General features: G+C 40.9%; 25 protein-coding genes and 1 pseudogene. 23 read left to right on the top strand and 3 right to left on the bottom strand.

Features of this window, described 5'->3' with window-relative positions; all coding sequences use genetic code 11:
• Positions 1-246 precede the first annotated feature (246 nt).
• The 5 genes and pseudogenes from ACU1JV_RS00130 to glnA all read left to right on the top strand — a co-directional run.
• A pseudogene (locus ACU1JV_RS00130) lies at positions 247-663 on the top strand (AAA family ATPase); the annotation flags it as partial.
• Between the two features lie 112 nt (positions 664-775).
• Positions 776-2,062, top strand: coding sequence for a GTPase HflX (gene hflX / locus ACU1JV_RS00125; protein ID WP_058829670.1), 1,287 nt, complete (start codon positions 776-778; stop codon positions 2,060-2,062).
• A 112-nt stretch (positions 2,063-2,174) separates the two neighbouring features.
• Entirely contained in the window at positions 2,175-3,428 is a 1,254-nt protein-coding gene (locus tag ACU1JV_RS00120) for a methionine gamma-lyase family protein (RefSeq protein WP_013371540.1), read from the top strand.
• Positions 3,429-3,511: 83 nt separating this feature from the next.
• A complete protein-coding gene (locus ACU1JV_RS00115) occupies positions 3,512-3,925 on the top strand; it encodes a MerR family transcriptional regulator (protein WP_007430683.1) in 414 nt (137 codons plus the stop codon).
• A gap of 115 nt (positions 3,926-4,040) precedes the next feature.
• Positions 4,041-5,369, top strand: coding sequence for a type I glutamate--ammonia ligase (gene glnA, locus ACU1JV_RS00110; RefSeq protein ID WP_013371539.1), 1,329 nt, complete (start codon positions 4,041-4,043; stop codon positions 5,367-5,369).
• 105 nt (positions 5,370-5,474) lie between these two features.
• On the opposite strand, the gene ACU1JV_RS00105 is transcribed toward glnA, so the two are convergent.
• Both ACU1JV_RS00105 and ACU1JV_RS00100 read right to left on the bottom strand, forming a co-directional pair.
• Positions 5,475-6,653, bottom strand: coding sequence for a site-specific integrase (locus ACU1JV_RS00105; RefSeq protein ID WP_340958721.1), 1,179 nt, complete (start codon positions 6,651-6,653; stop codon positions 5,475-5,477).
• Positions 6,654-6,789: 136 nt separating this feature from the next.
• Positions 6,790-7,578, bottom strand: coding sequence for a helix-turn-helix domain-containing protein (locus ACU1JV_RS00100; protein ID WP_103048822.1), 789 nt, complete (start codon positions 7,576-7,578; stop codon positions 6,790-6,792).
• A gap of 199 nt (positions 7,579-7,777) precedes the next feature.
• Between ACU1JV_RS00100 and ACU1JV_RS00095 the strand changes: the two genes are divergently transcribed.
• From ACU1JV_RS00095 to ACU1JV_RS00030, 14 genes are all read left to right on the top strand, one after another.
• The gene (locus ACU1JV_RS00095) at positions 7,778-8,002 is read left to right on the top strand and encodes a helix-turn-helix domain-containing protein (RefSeq protein WP_103048823.1); all 225 of its coding nucleotides are present in this window, start codon (positions 7,778-7,780) and stop codon (positions 8,000-8,002) included.
• A gap of 17 nt (positions 8,003-8,019) precedes the next feature.
• Positions 8,020-8,337, top strand: coding sequence for a hypothetical protein (locus tag ACU1JV_RS00090; RefSeq protein WP_103048824.1), 318 nt, complete (start codon positions 8,020-8,022; stop codon positions 8,335-8,337).
• Complete coding sequence (locus ACU1JV_RS00085; RefSeq protein WP_413986322.1) at positions 8,328-9,449, top strand: ParB N-terminal domain-containing protein; 1,122 nt, start codon at positions 8,328-8,330, stop codon at positions 9,447-9,449. The genes ACU1JV_RS00090 and ACU1JV_RS00085 overlap by 10 nt, the downstream gene beginning before the upstream one ends.
• Positions 9,446-9,877, top strand: coding sequence for an ORF6C domain-containing protein (locus ACU1JV_RS00080; RefSeq protein ID WP_413986321.1), 432 nt, complete (start codon positions 9,446-9,448; stop codon positions 9,875-9,877). Before ACU1JV_RS00085 ends, ACU1JV_RS00080 begins: the two co-directional genes overlap by 4 nt.
• 103 nt (positions 9,878-9,980) lie before the next feature.
• Positions 9,981-10,349 (top strand): hypothetical protein, encoded by a 369-nt coding sequence (locus tag ACU1JV_RS00075; RefSeq protein WP_413986320.1) that lies wholly within the window; start codon positions 9,981-9,983, stop codon positions 10,347-10,349.
• A gap of 5 nt (positions 10,350-10,354) precedes the next feature.
• Entirely contained in the window at positions 10,355-10,738 is a 384-nt protein-coding gene (locus tag ACU1JV_RS00070) for a hypothetical protein (RefSeq protein WP_413986319.1), read from the top strand.
• Positions 10,739-10,798: 60 nt separating this feature from the next.
• On the top strand, positions 10,799-11,497 hold the full coding sequence (locus ACU1JV_RS00065) for a hypothetical protein (protein WP_413986318.1): 699 nt from the start codon (positions 10,799-10,801) through the stop codon (positions 11,495-11,497).
• A 14-nt stretch (positions 11,498-11,511) separates the two neighbouring features.
• Positions 11,512-11,919 (top strand): hypothetical protein, encoded by a 408-nt coding sequence (locus tag ACU1JV_RS00060; protein ID WP_226887763.1) that lies wholly within the window; start codon positions 11,512-11,514, stop codon positions 11,917-11,919.
• Positions 11,920-11,946: 27 nt separating this feature from the next.
• Positions 11,947-13,008, top strand: a complete 1,062-nt coding sequence (locus ACU1JV_RS00055) for a replication protein (protein WP_413986317.1) — start codon at positions 11,947-11,949, stop codon at positions 13,006-13,008.
• Positions 13,009-13,014: 6 nt separating this feature from the next.
• On the top strand, positions 13,015-13,971 hold the full coding sequence (dnaI, locus tag ACU1JV_RS00050; RefSeq protein ID WP_413986316.1) for a primosomal protein DnaI: 957 nt from the start codon (positions 13,015-13,017) through the stop codon (positions 13,969-13,971).
• A 128-nt stretch (positions 13,972-14,099) separates the two neighbouring features.
• Complete coding sequence (dnaN, locus tag ACU1JV_RS00045; RefSeq protein ID WP_413986315.1) at positions 14,100-15,218, top strand: DNA polymerase III subunit beta; 1,119 nt, start codon at positions 14,100-14,102, stop codon at positions 15,216-15,218.
• On the top strand, positions 15,219-15,656 hold the full coding sequence (locus ACU1JV_RS00040) for a DUF1064 domain-containing protein (RefSeq protein ID WP_413986314.1): 438 nt from the start codon (positions 15,219-15,221) through the stop codon (positions 15,654-15,656). It begins immediately after the preceding gene.
• A gap of 32 nt (positions 15,657-15,688) precedes the next feature.
• On the top strand, positions 15,689-16,003 hold the full coding sequence (locus ACU1JV_RS00035) for a hypothetical protein (RefSeq protein ID WP_014599950.1): 315 nt from the start codon (positions 15,689-15,691) through the stop codon (positions 16,001-16,003).
• Positions 16,000-16,227: a hypothetical protein gene (locus ACU1JV_RS00030; protein WP_137078699.1), complete on the top strand. Its 228-nt coding sequence runs from the start codon at positions 16,000-16,002 to the stop codon at positions 16,225-16,227. Before ACU1JV_RS00035 ends, ACU1JV_RS00030 begins: the two co-directional genes overlap by 4 nt.
• A gap of 27 nt (positions 16,228-16,254) precedes the next feature.
• Here ACU1JV_RS00030 and ACU1JV_RS00025 read toward each other — a convergent pair whose 3' ends face one another.
• Entirely contained in the window at positions 16,255-16,479 is a 225-nt protein-coding gene (locus tag ACU1JV_RS00025; RefSeq protein ID WP_137078698.1) for a helix-turn-helix domain-containing protein, read from the bottom strand.
• Between the two features lie 244 nt (positions 16,480-16,723).
• Between ACU1JV_RS00025 and ACU1JV_RS00020 the strand changes: the two genes are divergently transcribed.
• From ACU1JV_RS00020 to ACU1JV_RS00005, 4 genes are all read left to right on the top strand, one after another.
• Entirely contained in the window at positions 16,724-16,885 is a 162-nt protein-coding gene (locus ACU1JV_RS00020) for a hypothetical protein (protein ID WP_170973171.1), read from the top strand.
• Positions 16,886-17,007: 122 nt separating this feature from the next.
• Positions 17,008-17,196: a hypothetical protein gene (locus ACU1JV_RS00015; protein WP_413986313.1), complete on the top strand. Its 189-nt coding sequence runs from the start codon at positions 17,008-17,010 to the stop codon at positions 17,194-17,196.
• Positions 17,193-17,375 (top strand): hypothetical protein, encoded by a 183-nt coding sequence (locus tag ACU1JV_RS00010; RefSeq protein WP_413986312.1) that lies wholly within the window; start codon positions 17,193-17,195, stop codon positions 17,373-17,375. The genes ACU1JV_RS00015 and ACU1JV_RS00010 overlap by 4 nt, the downstream gene beginning before the upstream one ends.
• 72 nt (positions 17,376-17,447) lie before the next feature.
• Positions 17,448-18,119, top strand: coding sequence for an HNH endonuclease (locus tag ACU1JV_RS00005; RefSeq protein WP_413986311.1), 672 nt, complete (start codon positions 17,448-17,450; stop codon positions 18,117-18,119).
• Positions 18,120-18,262 lie beyond the last annotated feature (143 nt).

The following is an 18,262-nucleotide window of genomic DNA, read 5'->3' as shown; positions in this document are numbered from 1 at the left end:
TAATAGAACAAAGTTTATCAACTGTACTTCATAAACAAAACCACATTGAATTGGTACAAAAATCGTTAAGATCTTTTAAATATTTGCTTGAGAACGACCATATAGATATGGAGACCAAGAGAAAAGTGACGCGATTATTTGTAAAAAAAGTTATACTTAATGAAGACAATAAAATAAATGTTTATTTACATTTAGGCTTTGTTGAAAATGATGAGAAAGAATCCGATAATCAACATATAAGTACTAACAATCGCCAAGGCCATGGAAGACCAAAAAAATCAATTTATTTTGATCCTCGCAGGGTATTCGGGAGAAATGGACTTTTTTTTACGGACAAATCCTGGTCTTCCTTCTCGTTTTCCAATCCAGTTGGATTTTCCTGACTACACTGTGGATCAGCTCATTCAAATTTCGGAATTGATGGCTAAGGAAAGGGATTATATTCTCATGCCTCAGTCTATACTCAAAATGAAAGAGCATTTGCTAAATGAGCGAAATGACAGTCTCCATGCATTTAGTAATGCACGTTATGTTCGTAATGTGATTGAAAAAGCGATTCGACACCAAGCTGTCAGGCTGCTTAATCAGTACAGGAGCGGGCAACCCGGTAAGCAGGAGTTGATGACGTTGCGACCAGAGGATTTGAAAATGGACAAAAGATAGGCGATAATAGGAATCTGAATCATATCGAATTGTATGACATCGAACGAGGGCCGGCCTGACATCAGGTCGGTTTCTGTTCGAGAGTTGACATGAAAATAAAGGAGCAAACAATATGGCGAACTCCACTCATGATACACAAACCGAAATGCAGGATAAGGCGGTACTGGTCAGTTTAATTACGGATGAAGTCAAACGATCTGGCATCAATACGGAATATTCGCTGGAAGAACTGGTGAAGCTGGCTGAAACAGCGGGAGTTGAAGTCCTGAGCGTCCTCACACAAAATAGGGAATCCAAAGACTCGAAATGGTTTATTGGCAAAGGAAAAGTAGATGAATTGCGTGCAGTTGCTGAAGAATTGGGAGCGAATACAGCTATTTTTGATCAGGAGCTCTCGGGAGCTCAAGTACGAAATCTGGAAGAGAGCCTGGATCTCAAAATAATTGACCGAACACAGTTAATTCTGGACATATTTGCTCAGCGTGCAAAAACACGGGAAGGTATTATCCAGGTTGAACTGGCGCAGTTGTCATACTTACTGCCTCGACTGTCTGGACACGGTAAAAACCTTTCACGGCTCGGTGGCGGAATCGGAACACGTGGTCCTGGTGAAAGCAAGCTCGAGACGGACCGTCGTCACATTCGTGACCGAATTAGTGATCTGAAACGCCAACTTGAGGAAGTGACGCGTCATCGGTATTTACACAGGGAGCGCAGACAAAAGGCTGGCATCGTTCAGGTGGCACTTGTTGGCTATACGAATGCCGGGAAATCAACACTGTTGAAGCAACTGACAGCTGCCGATGTATATATTGAGAACCAACTGTTTGCAACGCTCGATCCTACCTCCAGAACAATGGAATTGCCGAGTGGCAAAGAAGTTATTCTCACAGATACAGTAGGATTTATTCAAAATCTGCCTCATGATTTGGTAGCCTCTTTCCGGGCCACTTTGGAAGAGGCCAATGAGGCCCATCTCATTTTACATGTCGTGGACGCCTCTTCAGACATGCGTGACGAACAAATGAAAGTTGTAGAGTCAATTCTGCAACAGCTTGGGGCTGCGGACAAGCCTCAGATTGTATTGTTTAACAAAAAAGATGCTTGCACCCCTGTACAATTGGAAATGCTTCCTTCCGGGGAAGGCTATTTGAAAATCAGTGCATTTGATGAAGCGGATTTGCTACGCATTCGCGAACTGGTTCAGGAGCATCTGAGCGGTGACACACTGAGATTCCGTATTCCTGCGGAACGTGGGGATTTAACATCTGTGCTTTATCGAATTGGAGATGTACTGCTGACAGAGTATGATGGCAATGATGTCATTTATGAGGTAGAAATTCAAAGAGGCGAATACGAAAAGTATGGTCATGCTCTCAGTGAGTTCACAGAAAGTTAACATCTAATGACGTTTTTGGGTCAATAAGATGATAATGCTTATCGTTCAAAATTGAACAACAATATAACATGATTAGCCTAAGGCTGCGGAAGAGAGAGGGTCAAGAAGGTAAATGGTAGTTTTTAGTCCGGAAATTCAGCAAATTCAGGAAACGGTAGAACATAAAATACAAGAACGTATACAGCACATAGATCATATTGTAGATGCAAATCAGTGGAAGGTCATTCAGGCCTTCCAGCGCAAGCAAGTGAGCGATTTTCATTTTGCAGGTTCAACGGGATATGCTTACAATGACCGGGGGCGTGAAGTGCTGGAAGAAGTCTATGCAGATGTGTTCGGTGCGGAGGCAGCGTTGGTGCGTCCGCATTTTGCCTCGGGAACGCATACCATCGCCACGGCTTTATTTGGTGTGCTGCGACCAGGGGATGAGTTGTTATACATTACAGGGCGACCATATGATACCTTACACAAAGTGATTGGTAAGCCCGGCGACGGAACAGGATCATTGCAGGACTTTGGTGTTACTTATGGAGAGACAGCGCTGACAGCAGAAGGTAAAGTGGACTGGAAAGCGGTGGAGTCCGCAATCCATGACAATACCAAAGTGATTGGTATCCAGCGCTCACGCGGCTATGATTGGAGAGCTTCCTTTAGTGTGGCAGATATTGAAGAAATGACGGCACGAGTGAAAAAGATAAAGCCTGACGTTATTGTCTTTGTAGACAATTGCTACGGGGAATTTACTGAGAAGCTGGAACCTACTCAGGTCGGTGTTGATTTGATGGCAGGTTCGTTGATTAAAAATCCCGGTGGTGGCATTGCAGAAACGGGTGGATATATCTGCGGCAAACATCAATATGTAGAGCTGGCATCCTACCGATTAACAGCACCCGGTATCGGGGGAGAAGTAGGAGCGATGCTAGGTACTACACGAGGCATATACCAGGGACTATTCCTTGCTCCTACATTGGTGGGGCAAGCGGTTAAAGGAAGTATATTCGCAGCTGCAGTCTTTGAGGAAATGGGTTTTGAGACCAAACCGGCCTGGCATGAAGAGCGTACGGATTTGATTCAGGCCATTTCTTTTAGCGGAGCAGAACATCTAATTGCTTTTGTACAGGGCATTCAGCGCGCAGCCGCCGTGGATAGCCATGTGGTGCCAGAGCCGTGGGATATGCCGGGTTATGAGCATCCGGTTATTATGGCAGCAGGTACATTCATACAAGGTGGAAGTTTGGAATTATCCGCAGATGCTCCGATTCGAGAGCCTTATATTGGTTACATGCAAGGGGGCTTAACCTACTCTCATGTCAAATATGGAGTACTTATGGCTCTGCAAACGATGAAAGAACGTAAATTATTGTGAGTTTTTCTAACATATCATTGACACTTTGCATCAGCTAAATGTACAATAAGGTGAATAATAGATCACTGGAAGGTTGATGACAAATGGGCGACGAAATTCGCAGAAATATGGCCTTGTTTCCAATAGGTATTGTCATGAAGCTAACGGACTTGTCAGCACGTCAGATTCGTTATTATGAGCAGCATAATTTGATAGTTCCTGCCCGTACATCAGGTAACCAACGACTTTTTTCATTTAATGATGTAGAGCGTCTGCTCGAAATTAAGGCGTTGATCGAGAAGGGTGTAAACATTGCAGGAATTAAACAAGTCATGAATCCGGTTACCAAGGAATCGGAGGAAGCTACAGTTATTACTGCAGATACGGAAGTCAAACGCCGTGAAATGTCCGACACTCAGCTTCATCGTTTGTTGAAGCAACAACTTGTTGCAGGCAAAAGACCAGGACAGGTATCTTTGATCCAAGGCGAATTATCACGGTTTTTCAACAAAAGATAATGCTGTGGCTTACCTTTTGGCATAAGTTTATTCTACTTAAAAACGGTCTCATCATTTAAGTCATTTATGATACAGCCGATTTGCATATAGTCGTTACAGAAAGGGAGAGGTTAGTGTGAGTTATACCAGAGAAGATATCATTAGGATTGCGAAAGAAGAAAATGTTCGTTTTATTCGTTTGCAGTTTACAGATTTGCTGGGCACCATTAAGAACGTTGAAATTCCTGTTAGCCAGCTGGAAAAAGCTTTGGATAACAAAATGATGTTTGACGGTTCTTCCATAGAAGGCTATGTACGTATCGAAGAATCTGACATGTACTTATATCCAGATTTGGACACTTGGGTTGTATTCCCATGGGTAACCTCAGATCGTGTAGCTCGTTTGATCTGCGATATTTACAAGCCAGACGGCTCTCCATTTGCAGGTGACCCGCGGGGGATCTTGAAACGTGTACTTAAGGAAGCTGAAGAAATGGGATACACTTCGATGAATGTCGGACCAGAACCTGAATTCTTCTTGTTCAAAACCGATGAAAAAGGCGATCCAACCACAGAACTGAATGACCAAGGCGGATATTTTGACCTGGCTCCAATGGATCTGGGTGAGAACTGCCGTCGTGAAATTGTTCTTAAGCTTGAAGAGATGGGCTTCGAAATTGAAGCATCCCACCATGAGGTCGCACCTGGTCAGCATGAGATTGACTTTAAATATGCAGATGCAGTTAAAGCTGCCGATCAGATTCAAACGTTCAAGCTCGTTGTTAAGACCATTGCTCGTCAGCATGGTTTGCATGCAACCTTTATGCCAAAACCTTTGTTCGGCGTGAATGGTTCCGGTATGCACTGCAACCAATCGTTGTTTAAGGACAATGAAAACGTATTTTATGATGAGACGGATGAACTCGGATTAAGCCAGACAGCTCGCCACTATATGGCAGGTATTCTTAAACATGCACGTGCAATGGCAGCGATCACGAATCCAACAGTAAATTCCTACAAACGTCTCGTACCAGGTTATGAAGCGCCTTGTTATGTTGCTTGGTCTGCAAGCAATCGCAGTCCGATGATTCGGATCCCCGCATCTCGTGGCCTGAGCACTCGCGTCGAAGTTCGGAACCCTGACCCGGCAGCGAATCCTTATCTAGCCTTGGCTGTAATGCTGAGAGCAGGTTTGGATGGTATCAAACGTCAGATGGCTTTGCCAGCCCCAATCGATCGCAACATCTACGTGATGTCCGAGGAAGAGCGAATTGAAGAAGGTATTCCAAGTCTGCCTGCAGACCTGAAAGAAGCTCTGTCTGAGCTTATTCGGAGCGAGGTGATCTCTGACGCACTGGGTGATCATGCTCTGGCTTACTTCTATGAGCTTAAGGAAATTGAATGGGATATGTACAGAACACAAGTGCATCAATGGGAACGTGATCAATATCTGACGCTGTATTAAAAGACATAAAGCCTTGGCATTGCTGGTTTTTCTAGCATGTCAGGGTTTTTCTTTTTAGTTCAAGGGTAAGTGGCTTTTCTACTTTGACCGCGATTTTGACCGCGACTAATTGATTTGGGGATAGTTCATATAAGCTGCATAATTATCTATGCTACGTACCTCAATAAATTCAGTAATATGAGCATAAATGTCGGCAGTGACTTCTATAGATGCATGACCTAATCTTTCTTGGACCTCTTTCATACTAGCTCCCGATTCCAGCATCAGAACAGCGTGAGTATGTCTTAGTCCATGGATTGTGATGCTCTTATCTATGCCTGCGTTTTTGCATATCCTTTTAAAAGCCCGTTGCAAAGTTGATTTCGCAAATGGTAGTCCGTCGCCCCGATTAAAAACTAATCCAAAATCATTCCTGTCTACTTGATCAAGTTGCAATTCGTCTTCTTTTTGTTTTACTATGTGGCTTTTCAGCTCTCTTGATAAATTTTCCGTTATAAGGATTTTTCTGTTTGAAGCGTTTGTTTTTGGTGGAGAAAAAATATTTTCATATTTCATTTCATCATATACTAATGTTTTGTTTACTATAATCCTTTTTTCATCAATGTTTACATCATCTCTTTGCAAAGCGAGAGCTTCCCCCTTCCTTAGACCAGTTTCAATCAGAGTTTTGAAAAAAATGTAGTATTTCCAATTGTCTACAAAGGCAGCATTTAAAAAATCAAACACTTCTTTTTTCGTAAGGTATTTCAAAGTATCAGGTGATTTAAGTTTATTGATATTTGGATCAGGTATAGTAATTTTGGAACAAGGATTTTTTTTAATTACTTCTAATTCCACAGCTTTATACATAGCACTCAACATGGTTGTATGAATAATCTCAACAGTTCTTTTACTACGTTTTGAAATCATTTCATTAATGAAATTTTGATATTGAGCATTGGTTAATTTAGTGACTTTTTCGAATCCTAAGTTTGGAACTAGATGGTTTTTTATATTATTTTTATGTTGTTTATAAGTGTTATTTCTTACAGTCTTTCTCTTATATATTTCTACCCAGTCTTCAAGAAATGTACTAATTAAAATGTTTTTACTCTCATTTATCAATGTTCCATCTTGTAAATGAACCTCTAATTCATCAGCGGCCAACTTAGCTTCGGATTTAGAAGCAAATCCTCTTCGTGTTGTATTTGTCCTCTTCCCTGTTTTGGGATCGACTCCGGTATCAATTTTAAACATCCAGAGTGTTCCTTTTGTCTTTGTTTTGTATTTTTTAAACGATGCCATACTAAAACTCTCCTCTTAATAGATTGAGAAAATAACCATATATCCTCCTTTCTAGAATGTATGTTCGGTTTTATTTGTATAGGAAATAGCTTTTCAGCTATAAACCTAAAAAGTAGAAGTGATTTTTTGTTTAACGTTAGAAATCATTTTTGAGGTCTTTTTTCTCTTGGTCAATTAATGCTTCAGCATATCCTAAGATTCGTTGTTTCAACTCATTTGTTATTAACTTTCCGTTAAACTTTATTTCAGGTTGATTAAGGAATTTTTCTAAATCTTTAGTATCGTTTAATGAAATTTTCTTGGCAGCATCTTCAATTGAGTTTGAAGATTTCGATAAATTATGTCGTTTAGATATCTTTGTTAACTCATTTAAAATCGATTCTTTTTGTTCGAAATTTAATTTTTCTAAAATAACATCTTTCAGAATAGCGAAGTTGCACACTAAATTAAAAGTATCTTGAGTGAGTTCTATAAGAGTGTCAGGATCGTTTTCATATTCAACTAAACCTTTCTTATATAATTCGTAAAAAGCGCTAGTTTCATCATTAATCTCAATCGAACTAAAAATTGTATACAATTCTTTATGAAGGAATGATAAAAAATTACCGTTTTCATCTACAAGTAAACGTGCTACCTGTTTAATTTTTTCGTCAAGGTAAAGATTCGAATCATGATCATCAATCTTGATTAATACATCATCATCATTCACGTCGATGTGTCCAGCAATTATCATTAATTCATTAAAGGATATATCTAAAGCTGAAGAAATTTTCTTTAACGTATCAGGTTTTGGTACATTTCGTTTACCCGTCTCAATTCTTGACAATTGGGCGATACTTATCCCCGATATTTTTGAAACATCCGTTAATGTTAGCCCCTTGCTATCACGTACATGCTTAATCCAAATGCCAAGTTCGTTTGACACTACAACTCCACCTTTTTTCTTATTGGTAACATAATAACACCATTTTACCTAGAGGTAAATATTTAGTTAGGATTATTAAGGAAACAGATGAAATTAAGCGTATTAGCTAATTTTATACTGGAAAACGGCGATAAATAAATTTTACCAAAAGGAAAAGAAGTAGTATTATTTGCCTGTAGGGAAAGAGAGGGGCTTTTCAATGACCAATACTTTAGGTGTGTATTTAAAAAACCGCAGAAAAAAGAAAGGTCTAAACCTAATTGAGTTGTCAGAATTATCTGGAATTAGTATTGCTCAAATTTCAAGAATTGAAACTGGAAAGAGAGGAACGCCTAAACCAGATACAATAAAAAAATTTTCATACGCTTTGGACTTAAGTTATGAAGATTTAATGATAAGAGCTGGACATTTAGAAAAACAATAATGAGAAGGAATGATTAAATGGAAACGACAATGAATGTTCATATTCCTGAGATCGATAAGTATGTACAGGAACTTGTTAAGAAGGCTTATGAGTTAGGAGTGGAAGAAGGAAGAAAAAAATACAGCTTCCCCACATTGCTCACCAAAAATAACCTTAAAGAAATTCTACAAGTTGAGCTTTCGGCAGTGAATAAAATCGTAGATATTCCAACATTTCCGAAGTTCAAGCAAATAAGAGCAAGATATCCAAGAGATCATGTTTTCACTTGGATCAACGATAATTCTTCCACTCTTAAAGATAACTCATTAAAGAAAGGAGAAAAAACTTGCAAATAGATATAAACATGATCAAAGTCAGTAATCGAATCCGTAAGGATTTTGGCGGGATAGAAGAACTGGCTCGAGATATTAAACAGAATGGACTCATTAACCCTATTGTAGTAACACCGGATTATCAGTTGATTGCTGGAGAGCGGCGGTTGAGAGCGCACCAGTTCCTTGGACGCTCAGAAGTGACGGTAAGAGTTATGGAAATCAAGGATTTTGAGCATCAACTTCAGCTTGAGATTTCCGAGAATGAACATCGTAAGGAGTTCACTTTTTCCGAGCGAGTAGAATGGGCGCGGCGACTTGAAGAGGTTGAACGTTTGAAGGCCAAAGAGCGCATGTCTGGAGGTACGGAAAATTTTCCTGACCAACCTACCGGACAAGTTCGGGATATTGTAGCGGATCAAGCAGGCTTTGGTTCCGGTAGGCAGTATGACAAGGCGAAATTCATAGCTGAGAATGCTACACCGGAGATTATCCAGCAGCTTGATGAGGGATTGATTAGCACTCACAAAGCGTTTGTGGAGACAAAAGCTCGGTTGGAGGCCGCTGTCCGTGAAGCCGAGGAGAGAGCCGAGCAAGCAGAGCTGGACAAGCTTGAGTTACAAAGGCAGTACAAGGATGCTGTTCCGGCTGATCAGGTTGACGAGGCTGTACATGCAGCTGTTGAACGTCACGAGGAAGAGACAAGCATATTCATTCGCCAAAAGGAAAAAGAGGCAGAAGCGCAGCTCAAGCAACGCGACGAATACTGGAAAGGCAAGCTCAAAGAAGATTTGGAGGCTGAGCGTCTTAAAATAGAACAGTTGCGAGGTGGCTATCAAAGAGCTAAGGAAGAACTTGAGACTATCAAGCTCCAGCAACCGGACGATTTCGATGAACAGCAGGCAGCAGCTCAGATGAAGAAACTTCGCTTTGAGGCTGATAGCAATACGATTCAAGTCAGCATCCATGTAAAGCAGTTTCTACAAAAGGTCGGAATTACTTCATTCATGCTGGGTGCAATAGGTAGTTCAAGTAGTTCTGAAAAGAAGCGGTTGTCCGAAAGCTTGGACATGCTGGAAGCCTTTGTTGAACAGATTCGACCAGCCGTAAATGGTAGAAGGGCGGTAGAGAAATGACATTAATTAACCCTAATCAACAGCCTGATTTCTTGTCTGTTGTCGAAAAGCAAATGCAACTTACAGAGGCTCAAGGCATGGCAATTCGTGGCCTTGTGGACGGTATCAAGCAAATGCAATTGGATATAACCGAGAAAGTGGAAGAAGTTCAGATGATGGTTCAGGAGGTTCGGGATAGCGTGACGCTTACAGATGCTGAATGCTATCAGTTACAGGATGCAGTAAGAATAAGATCCAATGCACTCACGAAAGACCGTTACCAGGAAACTGACGGAAAGTTTAATGAGACGGTCGGTAAATATCGGCGAATGATCTGGAGCAAGCTGAAAATCATGTTCAGCGTAGCAAGGTACAGCCACATCCGGCGTATAGATTACGCCGATGCAATTTACTTTGTCCAAGATTTTCGTCCAGAAGACTATATCTAAAGGAGAGATTGGTTATGACTCTTCCAGAGTTGGCTCGGTTGTGGTTCAATAACCCTTTACAGCATGCCATTATCGTCCGTAATATCCGCAGGAAAAAGGGAGTATGAGCAATTCATTAAAAATGATTTATCCGATTCCTGTTGTAAATGACGAAGGGGATAAGTTCTTTATAGAAAACGAAGCTGAGTCTCTTATATTTGCTGTGCTGAAAGTTCATCGATTCTTGAATTGCCAGCATTCAGTGGATTTGGAACTGCTAGAGTTAACCGAGCAAGATAAGAAAAAAATTGCTCTTCAAAAGGAAAAAGAACTTACTGAGCAAAAACTTCAAGCCATATATAAAACTCAATATGCAATTACGGATAGTCTATGGCCTAATCATGTGTGCATCAAAAAAATGAATCCTTTGAAAGAACAAGAAAAACGATTAAAAGATAAAATATCCGAACTTGAAGCGGAGATATGGAGCTGAGAGAGTTGGACGATCATAAACAATCTAGGGTACTTAGAGCGCAATTACGTGAGTTATATGAGGACAGCATTGACGCTGTTAAATTTGGATTACCGAATGACGAAATTCATGCCCAAATAGATCTGCTTACTGCCCAATTAAATGAGTTGGAGCGGTTCAAGAATGAAGAATATGAAGGGCTAGAGGCTCCTAAGGAATCAGGATACAAGATATCCGGTAAAGGAATAGGTTGCTGCAATCATTGTGGTAAAGAGATATTCGAAGGTCAGAAACACCCCATTCCAAATGAAGAAGGACTTTTCTGTAATTACTATTGCCGTAGGTTATACCGCAAAAGAAAAGACAGAGAAGCCCTGACAAACAATCGTGCTACCAACACGATCATTTAACAAACAATTCAACGGAAGTATATCACGTAATTTAAAAATTGAAAATAGGAGCGTAATAATATGAATTTAAATAATTTGGTAAATGATGCGATGCAAACAATTCAAAAAGACGGATTTGTTGAGGAAGTCATTAAAAAGCAACTTGAGACTACTATCAAAAAAGTGGTAGAAGAGTATTTCGGCACTTACGGAGATTTCCGTAAAGAGTTAGAAAATCATGTAAAAGAGCAGTTGCAAATTGATATGAGAAAATTGGGTATAGGCGGATACAATCTTATGGTTATGAATGAAGTTAAATCTCAGTTGAATGCCGCTCTCCATATTCAAGGTGTTCAAAAAATTAAAGAAAACATGGAACAAATGCTTGTCGGTATTAAACCTGAATACAAGTTGTCTGAATTGATTGAAGCAATGAAGAAAGATGAGAATGATGGCCATGAACGAGATGGCGAAGAAATATCTTTCATTTTGGAAGGCAATGAGGACGGGTATCGACACATCTATTTTGATCCAGAAAGCGAAAACAGAGAATCGTGGCGTTCTGAAAAATCAAGGTACAGTTATAAGTATCAACTCCACTTAGATAAAGAAGGACGCGTCTATGACTCTAAAATTGATGGTCATAACCTCTCCAACAACAAAGAGATTATGACATCGTTTTATCATTTCGAAAAATTGATGTTCCAAATTTTCGCTACTGGAGCCAAGGTTATCGTGGATGAAGACGAAGTTGATACTTATTTCGGCGAAGAATATTAATAGAGGGCAAAGGAGTGGCTGCGTTGTCTCTACAAAAACAATATACGCTCGGAGAGCTTTATAGTCTTGCGGATCAATGCAGCCATGATTATCCGGCAACGCTGGCTCGAAAGATAGAATTGCTTACCGAGGTTCAGGTATTGCTTGGACGCAAAGCCGCAGAAGCGGTGAGGGAGTACAAATACATCTACGCAAAGAGAAAACGTGCATTTGCAGAGGCGTATATAGCTGCTGATAAGAATAAGGAACAACGGGCCGAATTAGCAGTCATAGACCTTCGTATTCAAGAAGCTGATGCCGAGGCGGATAAAGTACGATGGCATAACGCTGTAGAAAGTAATGACCAGGTAATAAACTCTTTAAAATACAGCCTAAAGGTGCTGCTGGCGGAGTTTGGAAGCCCCGCCAGTGGGACTAGATAGTATTCAGAAAGTTCCGGGGTGAGGTGAGTGGTAAGTCCCCAATTAAAAGATGGGTTCATAGGAATAGCCAACAGCATTTGGGATGAGATCATAAGCCGAAAGTTTACTGAGAGGCAGCAAAAGATATTAAAACTCATTTTGCGGCTTTCCTACGGATGCCAGAAGAAAAGTGCAACAATTCCTCTACTAACTAATTTTGAGCTGTGTGGTGTACGTATACAGGACGCTAAGAAGGAAATTACCTATCTGAAGCAGTGCAAAGTAATAGAGTGGGACGGTAAGCAAATTTATTCTTTAAATAAAAATTATGATGAATGGCGTGTAAGTCTCGTTAAAGAATGGAACGAGGAAAAATTCAAAGAACTTATTTCAATAAATCTTTCCGTATATAAAGTTACGAAAAGTGTAAGTAAACAGGCGGGTGATGGAGTGGGAAGTTACGAAAAGTGTAAGTCAGGAGTTACGAAAAGTGTAAGTGGCGACTTACGAAAAGTGGAAGTCAAAGAGGATGAAAACCCTTGTGGGAGTAAGGATGAAGGCACTCCTAAAGACATGTTTAAAGACAATATTAAAGACAGTAGTTGTTGTTTAACGCCTGATAATGATATCAATTCCAAAGATGAGGGGATACCGTCTTCCCGGCAAGGTACCGTTCCTGCCACTTCTGAAACAGATACTGACTCTGAACAGAATGAAATATCATCTTCGGATATTGACTATCACAACGCCGTTGCCAACAAGTACCTACAGCGCAGGGGGAAAGGATTATACATTACATCAGCCGACGAAACGAGCATTGATGAATTGCTAGCCGCTGGTGTACCGCTTCAAACCGCTTTGGACGGAATTGATCAGTCCTTTGACAAATTTAAACCTAAGCATAAGCGCGATGGGATACGTAGTCTGAGTTACTGTGCGACTATTATTTTCTCCTTACACGCCTTACGAGAAGATATTGGTAAGGGGGAGAGGACCGAAAGTGCTTTGCCTTGTAAGCCTGAGTCACAAATAGATGTGCCACCAAGCGAATACACCGAGTCGGACATTCAAAGCATGCTTGCAAAACTAAGGGCTAAACAGGGAGGTTGATGCCACATGGAGAGCTTCGGCAAAGAACTAAAGGCATTAATACCCGCTGGTTTTGCTAAAAGGCAGGCTGCGGTGCTGGAACGTCTAGCAAACCATCCTGAGGTTCAGCGATTAAAAAGTGAATTTCCTGACCGAACCGAGGATCTGACCGAACCAAAACGATATAGAGATTTGTCACAGCATATATCCTATTGCGATAAATGCAACGAGTGTCCAGGGTTGCTTGCTTGCCAGAACGAACAGAAGGGGCATGCAAGCGTTGCGGAGCCTAACCCGACCAAAGCTGACGAACTGGTCTTCCGACTTCGGAAATGCCCATTGTTGGTCGCTCACGAAAGAGAACAAGGAATAGGTCAGAGGATCAAGAGCCATTATATCCCGGCTCATATCCTGAATGCCACCTTCGAAGACATTGAACCTGACCCGCAGCGGATATCTGCAATTGCGGCGGCAATAAACTTTTGTGATGAATTTGTACCAGGTGAAACAACAAAAGGTTTGTACTTTTACGGTCAAATGGGTGTAGGCAAAAGTCGTATTGTTGGAGCCATTGCCCAAGAGTTGGCTAAGCGTGACGTAAGCGTACTGATGGTCTATGTTCCTGATTTTCTACTGGAGGTCAAGGATGCAATTGGCTCAAAGACAGAGACTGTTGAAAGCAAACTTGATGCTTTGAGAACTGTTCCTGTGTTGATATTGGACGATATCGGGGCCGAGTCATTAACGACTTGGACAAGGGATGAAGTCCTGGGACCAATACTTCAGCGGCGGATGGAACGCCTAACGACGATCTACACATCGAATTTAACCATGAGTGAGCTGAAACAGCATTTGGTGAATGTGAAAGACAGCAAGCCGAGCGAACAGAAACAGAATGACAAAAAAGCGGCCCGGATCTTTGAGCGAATAGAACCATTTGTAAAGATACTACCGGTGGGTGGTAGAAATAGACGGAGGGATTAACGGTATGTGTAGAGCATGCGGAGACACAAAGGTTGCATACAGTTTCATTGGCTCCATGATGATACTAGGTCCATGCCCAGAATGTAACCCAAATGCCAAGAAGGACACGGTAAAGGAGGACGGACCATATGAATATAGTAGTGGACAGCGCTCTATTAGCTGAGGCTTTAGAAGATGCCAGCAAGGCAATTTCAACAAAAGTAATAATCCCTATATTGAGCTGTTTTTTGATCGAAGCCACGAAGGACAGGCTTACTGTTACTGGTACCGATGACCGAGCAACTATCCAATCATTTGTCGAGGAAAACATAGACATCAAAGAGACTGGTTCGGCGGCACTGCCTAAAGTTCTATTGGATATTCTTCAAAAGATCAATGGGAAAATAGAACTGCAAGTTAAAAATGGGAATCAAGTCACCATAAAGTCACGGAATAAGGAAATTGAGATTACTGGAATGCCTCCAGAAGAATATCCTGCTCCTCCAGAGATAAATGAAAATGAGTTTGTAGAGATTAAGGGAAAAGACTTAAAAAATCTGATCAAAAAGACAGTTTTCGCGGCAGATATAGATGGAAAATCATTGCCTATAATTACAGGGGTAAACGTTATCCTTCAGACCGGGAAAATTCAAATGGTGGCAACGAACCGACACCGACTGGCCCATGCCGAAAGAGAATTTGATATTGGAAATATCGGCACGGCTGTTATTGAAGCTAGAGGAATAATTGAGTTACAGAAGATCGTAAATGACAACGATGAAGTAGAATTCGGTTTTTCCAAGTCTTCTGGCGGAGAAGTAATATATGCGTTCGCACGAACAGATAGATTTATATTTTATTCTCGTGTTCTAGAAGGGATTTACCCTGATACAACCCATGCTATGGCTATTAAAGCAGTTACCGAAATACAAGTGAATCGGAAAGAACTGATTGAATCATTGGAGCTTATTTTTACATTGGCGAAAGAAGAAAAAAACAACGCTGTTACATTCTCAGTTACAGAAAAAGAAATTAACATTCGAGGTAAGGGAAAGGAAACGGGTAAGGCAACAGAAAGCATAACACCAATCAGCTTCAACGGAGAAAATTTCAACCTGACGTTGAATGCAAAATATGTGCTGGATGCATTGAAGGTCTTAGAAAACGATGTAATTACACTCGGGTACACTGGTTCTTTAAAGCCTCTCACTCTTCGGAGTGACGAGTCCAGTTTCTACGTTGTTCTTCCTTATAGGGTGGCTGGATAGATGAGTAAATACAATGCCAAAAAAGTGATTGTTACAGCCGATGGAACACTATTCGAGGAATGGATTGTAAAAAGGTACGAATTAGATGTGATAGGCACACTCTTTGATAGCAAAGCAGAGGGAGAGTATTGCCAAGAACTCCTTCGTCAGCGCAAGTATGGAGAAATCAAAGACTTCAAGTGCCACCCTGTATTTATACTACAGGAGAAACCAAAAGTCACCTACATTGCTGATTTTCTGGTCACTAATCTGGACGATACTCAGCGAGTAATAGATATCAAGGGTGTGGAGACATCGACATTCCGTGTCAAACTGAAATTATTCCAAGCAAAATATCCGACTTTACCCATAGATATACTCATTAAAAAAACGAGGGGAATTCATTCCGATCAAGCAGTTCAAGAAAGAAAAAGCGGATCGGAAACGAGCTATCAATAAACTTTTAAAACAAGCAGAAGGAGAGAGGAAAAATGTCAGGACTAGCCGGAATGCAAGTAAAATTCACCGTATTAAAAAATGAGGATATCAATAAATACCTTGATGAACGTGAGAAAAGTGATCTATCTCGTATTTTGTGGAAGGTTCAGGAGCTGCGGCTTCTGGATGGAAAGCCTCCACTTAATACGTATCTGGTAGTTAACACAGACGAACCATATGCCACTGATATTGTTCGTATCATGCAAACCAATAACCATTGGGGTCCGGTGAGTGATCCTAATCAGGCAGAGATGGAGTATTACGGTGGTACGCTTATTCTACCGAGAACGGAGGAGGAAATTAAATGAAGCGCTCTCAAAATGAAATTAAACGTCCGGAAGTAACACAGCGGATCATAGAATTGCTGGATAAACAAAATGAGAAAGGTCTAAAGAAGTATGGAACCACCATAGACCAGGTATCAGATCAATCATATGACTGGAAACTCATGGCCTTGGAAGAGGCAGCTGATTTGATTCAATACCTTCAGAAAGAAGTTATGCGACTCGAAAGGCTTCTTAATCCGATTTAAACGGGCAAATAAAAAGGAGCATAGAGGTTATTTCTCCTCTTGCTCCGTCCTTAACTCTATTAATTGATTTGCATCCGTTAAACCGAAAGCATCTGCTATCTTCTCTAAGTGGTCACGATTTATAGAACGCCTCATATTATTGCATATTTCACTTATAGCAGCAGTTCGTAGATTCGTTTTCTCTGCTAAATATTTTTGAGTCCAACCACGTTCATCGAGTAACTCTTGGACTTTGATATAAATAGTAGACACTCGCACAGCACCTCCAATTAAGCCGATTTTAACATAAAGTGATAAATTACGCAATTTCGTATTTTGTATTGACATTACGAAGAAGCGTAATTATAATCAGAATATAAAATAACGAAGAAACGAAATAACGTAATTTATTTATGACCGCCTGACGATTAGGGATAGCTACCCTCTATGGAGTACATTCCACCTCGGCGGTGTGTATAGCAGTAACCACATAATAAAAAAATGGAGGTAATTATTTATGAGAAAGACGTTCAAACGATTGATGATTTGGGTGGATGGATGGTGTGTTTTTGAATTTTTGTTCATGCTTCTAACGGTATGGGTCAAGGAGTTAAAAACTCGTTTGAGCGAGTATAAACAGGTCATTAAGCTCAGAGCGTTCACCGGGATCATACGGTGAGGTTGGCACAAGCCAAGATCAGTTCAGGAAACTTTTCCTACGCTGAATGATTCGATTACGCAACACTGTATCCAAAAGAGCAACATTGTACTGGAACCAAAAACGTAATGGAGGCGTGGTGTATGACAGAACAAGAAATGGATGAGTTCACTACAGCATTGGTGGAACGTTACGTGGATATACAAAATTTCGCTTCACTTAACAGTGAATTATTAAACATTTGGAATGAGGTAATTGATACCTTACCGCCTAAAATAAAGGGTGATTTTCAAGAGAAATATAATCGCCGCATAAGGGAGAATAGTTTGTGAAAAAGCTCGACTTAAACAAGCTCGAAGATGAGCCTATCGAGGTCCAGCAGGCTGTAGCCTTCTACGCATCACATACGATAAAAAAAGTGCGTGTAACAACGTTAGAAAGATATAAGTATTATTCCATTTTGGAAGAAGCAGGGCTACTTGAACCTCTAAAATCCGTAGTGGAGCCGTAGTGGTTTAGGCTCAAAATATAAGCATGAGCAAAGGAAAAACGAATTTAAATTGTCGGAAAGGTGGCGAGGGGAATGTCCCATCAAACATTTTGGAAGCCGGAGAAAAAAACAAAGCAAAAGAAGGCTTACAGCAGCCTTGGACAACGGAAAAATGATAAAAAACCTGTTCCTGAATGGAAGAAAGATATTTTCTCTCACCACCAGTCACGGCCTAATACCAAGGAGCGCGGTGAATTCCCGAAGGATGTAATTGCGGAACTGATTGCTGATTCAAACGGAATCTGTGAATGTTGCAAAGCCGCCGAAGCCACGACTACTCATCACGTTTATCCGCGCGGGAGAAAAGGACGAGGAGTCAAGACAAACGGCCTGCGGCTCTGCTGGCCTTGCCATGATCGAATACAAATAAATGAAGAACTTCTTCAATTTTGGATATCTGCATTCCGTGATAAATACGGCGATTACTTTTGGTTCGATGAACAGGATTGGGAAGAGCACAACCGTAAACTGGCGGCGCGGCAACGTGTGGAATTCGAGAAAAAAGAACGCTTGGAGAGCATAAAGCCAGTCATTGAACTGATTACTTCAGCGGCAGGCCGAACTTTGAAGGCTAAGGAAGTACGTTTGCTGGAAGCTATGGATGATAAAGAAATGCTTGTTTTTACAAATATGATTTCCGATGCCTTGAACAACTACAGTAGACCAGCGCCATCTTATGGTTACGGAGAGCGCTTTGAGGATTAAATATATAGCCCCCAAGGGCAGAGAGGACAAATACATGGATAAAGCAATTTTAAACCAAGCGCAGGCGGAGGCAATTGATTCAATTCAAGCTGCATACCATTGGACAGCAGAGGCGTTTGTCAGCAGCCATGCAGAAAACCCGC

This window comes from Paenibacillus sp. T2-29, from assembly GCF_052921365.1.
The sequence above is the reverse complement of the archived record's forward strand: the minus strand, read 5'-3'. Positions and strand labels throughout refer to the sequence as shown.

Coding starts and splice junctions, on each gene's coding strand:
- ACU1JV_RS00080 (WP_413986321.1), top strand. CDS start 9,446: ATGACATTAATTAACCCTAATCAACAGCCTGATTTCTTGTCTGTTGTC.
- ACU1JV_RS00005 (WP_413986311.1), top strand. CDS start 17,448: ATGTCCCATCAAACATTTTGGAAGCCGGAGAAAAAAACAAAGCAAAAG.
- ACU1JV_RS00020 (WP_170973171.1), top strand. CDS start 16,724: ATGAGAAAGACGTTCAAACGATTGATGATTTGGGTGGATGGATGGTGT.
- ACU1JV_RS00105 (WP_340958721.1), bottom strand. CDS start 6,653: ATGGCATCGTTTAAAAAATACAAAACAAAGACAAAAGGAACACTCTGG.
- ACU1JV_RS00115 (WP_007430683.1), top strand. CDS start 3,512: ATGGGCGACGAAATTCGCAGAAATATGGCCTTGTTTCCAATAGGTATT.
- ACU1JV_RS00065 (WP_413986318.1), top strand. CDS start 10,799: ATGAATTTAAATAATTTGGTAAATGATGCGATGCAAACAATTCAAAAA.
- ACU1JV_RS00040 (WP_413986314.1), top strand. CDS start 15,219: ATGAGTAAATACAATGCCAAAAAAGTGATTGTTACAGCCGATGGAACA.
- dnaI (WP_413986316.1), top strand. CDS start 13,015: ATGGAGAGCTTCGGCAAAGAACTAAAGGCATTAATACCCGCTGGTTTT.
- ACU1JV_RS00030 (WP_137078699.1), top strand. CDS start 16,000: ATGAAGCGCTCTCAAAATGAAATTAAACGTCCGGAAGTAACACAGCGG.
- ACU1JV_RS00095 (WP_103048823.1), top strand. CDS start 7,778: ATGACCAATACTTTAGGTGTGTATTTAAAAAACCGCAGAAAAAAGAAA.
- ACU1JV_RS00075 (WP_413986320.1), top strand. CDS start 9,981: ATGAGCAATTCATTAAAAATGATTTATCCGATTCCTGTTGTAAATGAC.
- ACU1JV_RS00090 (WP_103048824.1), top strand. CDS start 8,020: ATGGAAACGACAATGAATGTTCATATTCCTGAGATCGATAAGTATGTA.
- hflX (WP_058829670.1), top strand. CDS start 776: ATGGCGAACTCCACTCATGATACACAAACCGAAATGCAGGATAAGGCG.
- ACU1JV_RS00120 (WP_013371540.1), top strand. CDS start 2,175: ATGGTAGTTTTTAGTCCGGAAATTCAGCAAATTCAGGAAACGGTAGAA.
- dnaN (WP_413986315.1), top strand. CDS start 14,100: ATGAATATAGTAGTGGACAGCGCTCTATTAGCTGAGGCTTTAGAAGAT.
- ACU1JV_RS00035 (WP_014599950.1), top strand. CDS start 15,689: ATGTCAGGACTAGCCGGAATGCAAGTAAAATTCACCGTATTAAAAAAT.
- ACU1JV_RS00015 (WP_413986313.1), top strand. CDS start 17,008: ATGACAGAACAAGAAATGGATGAGTTCACTACAGCATTGGTGGAACGT.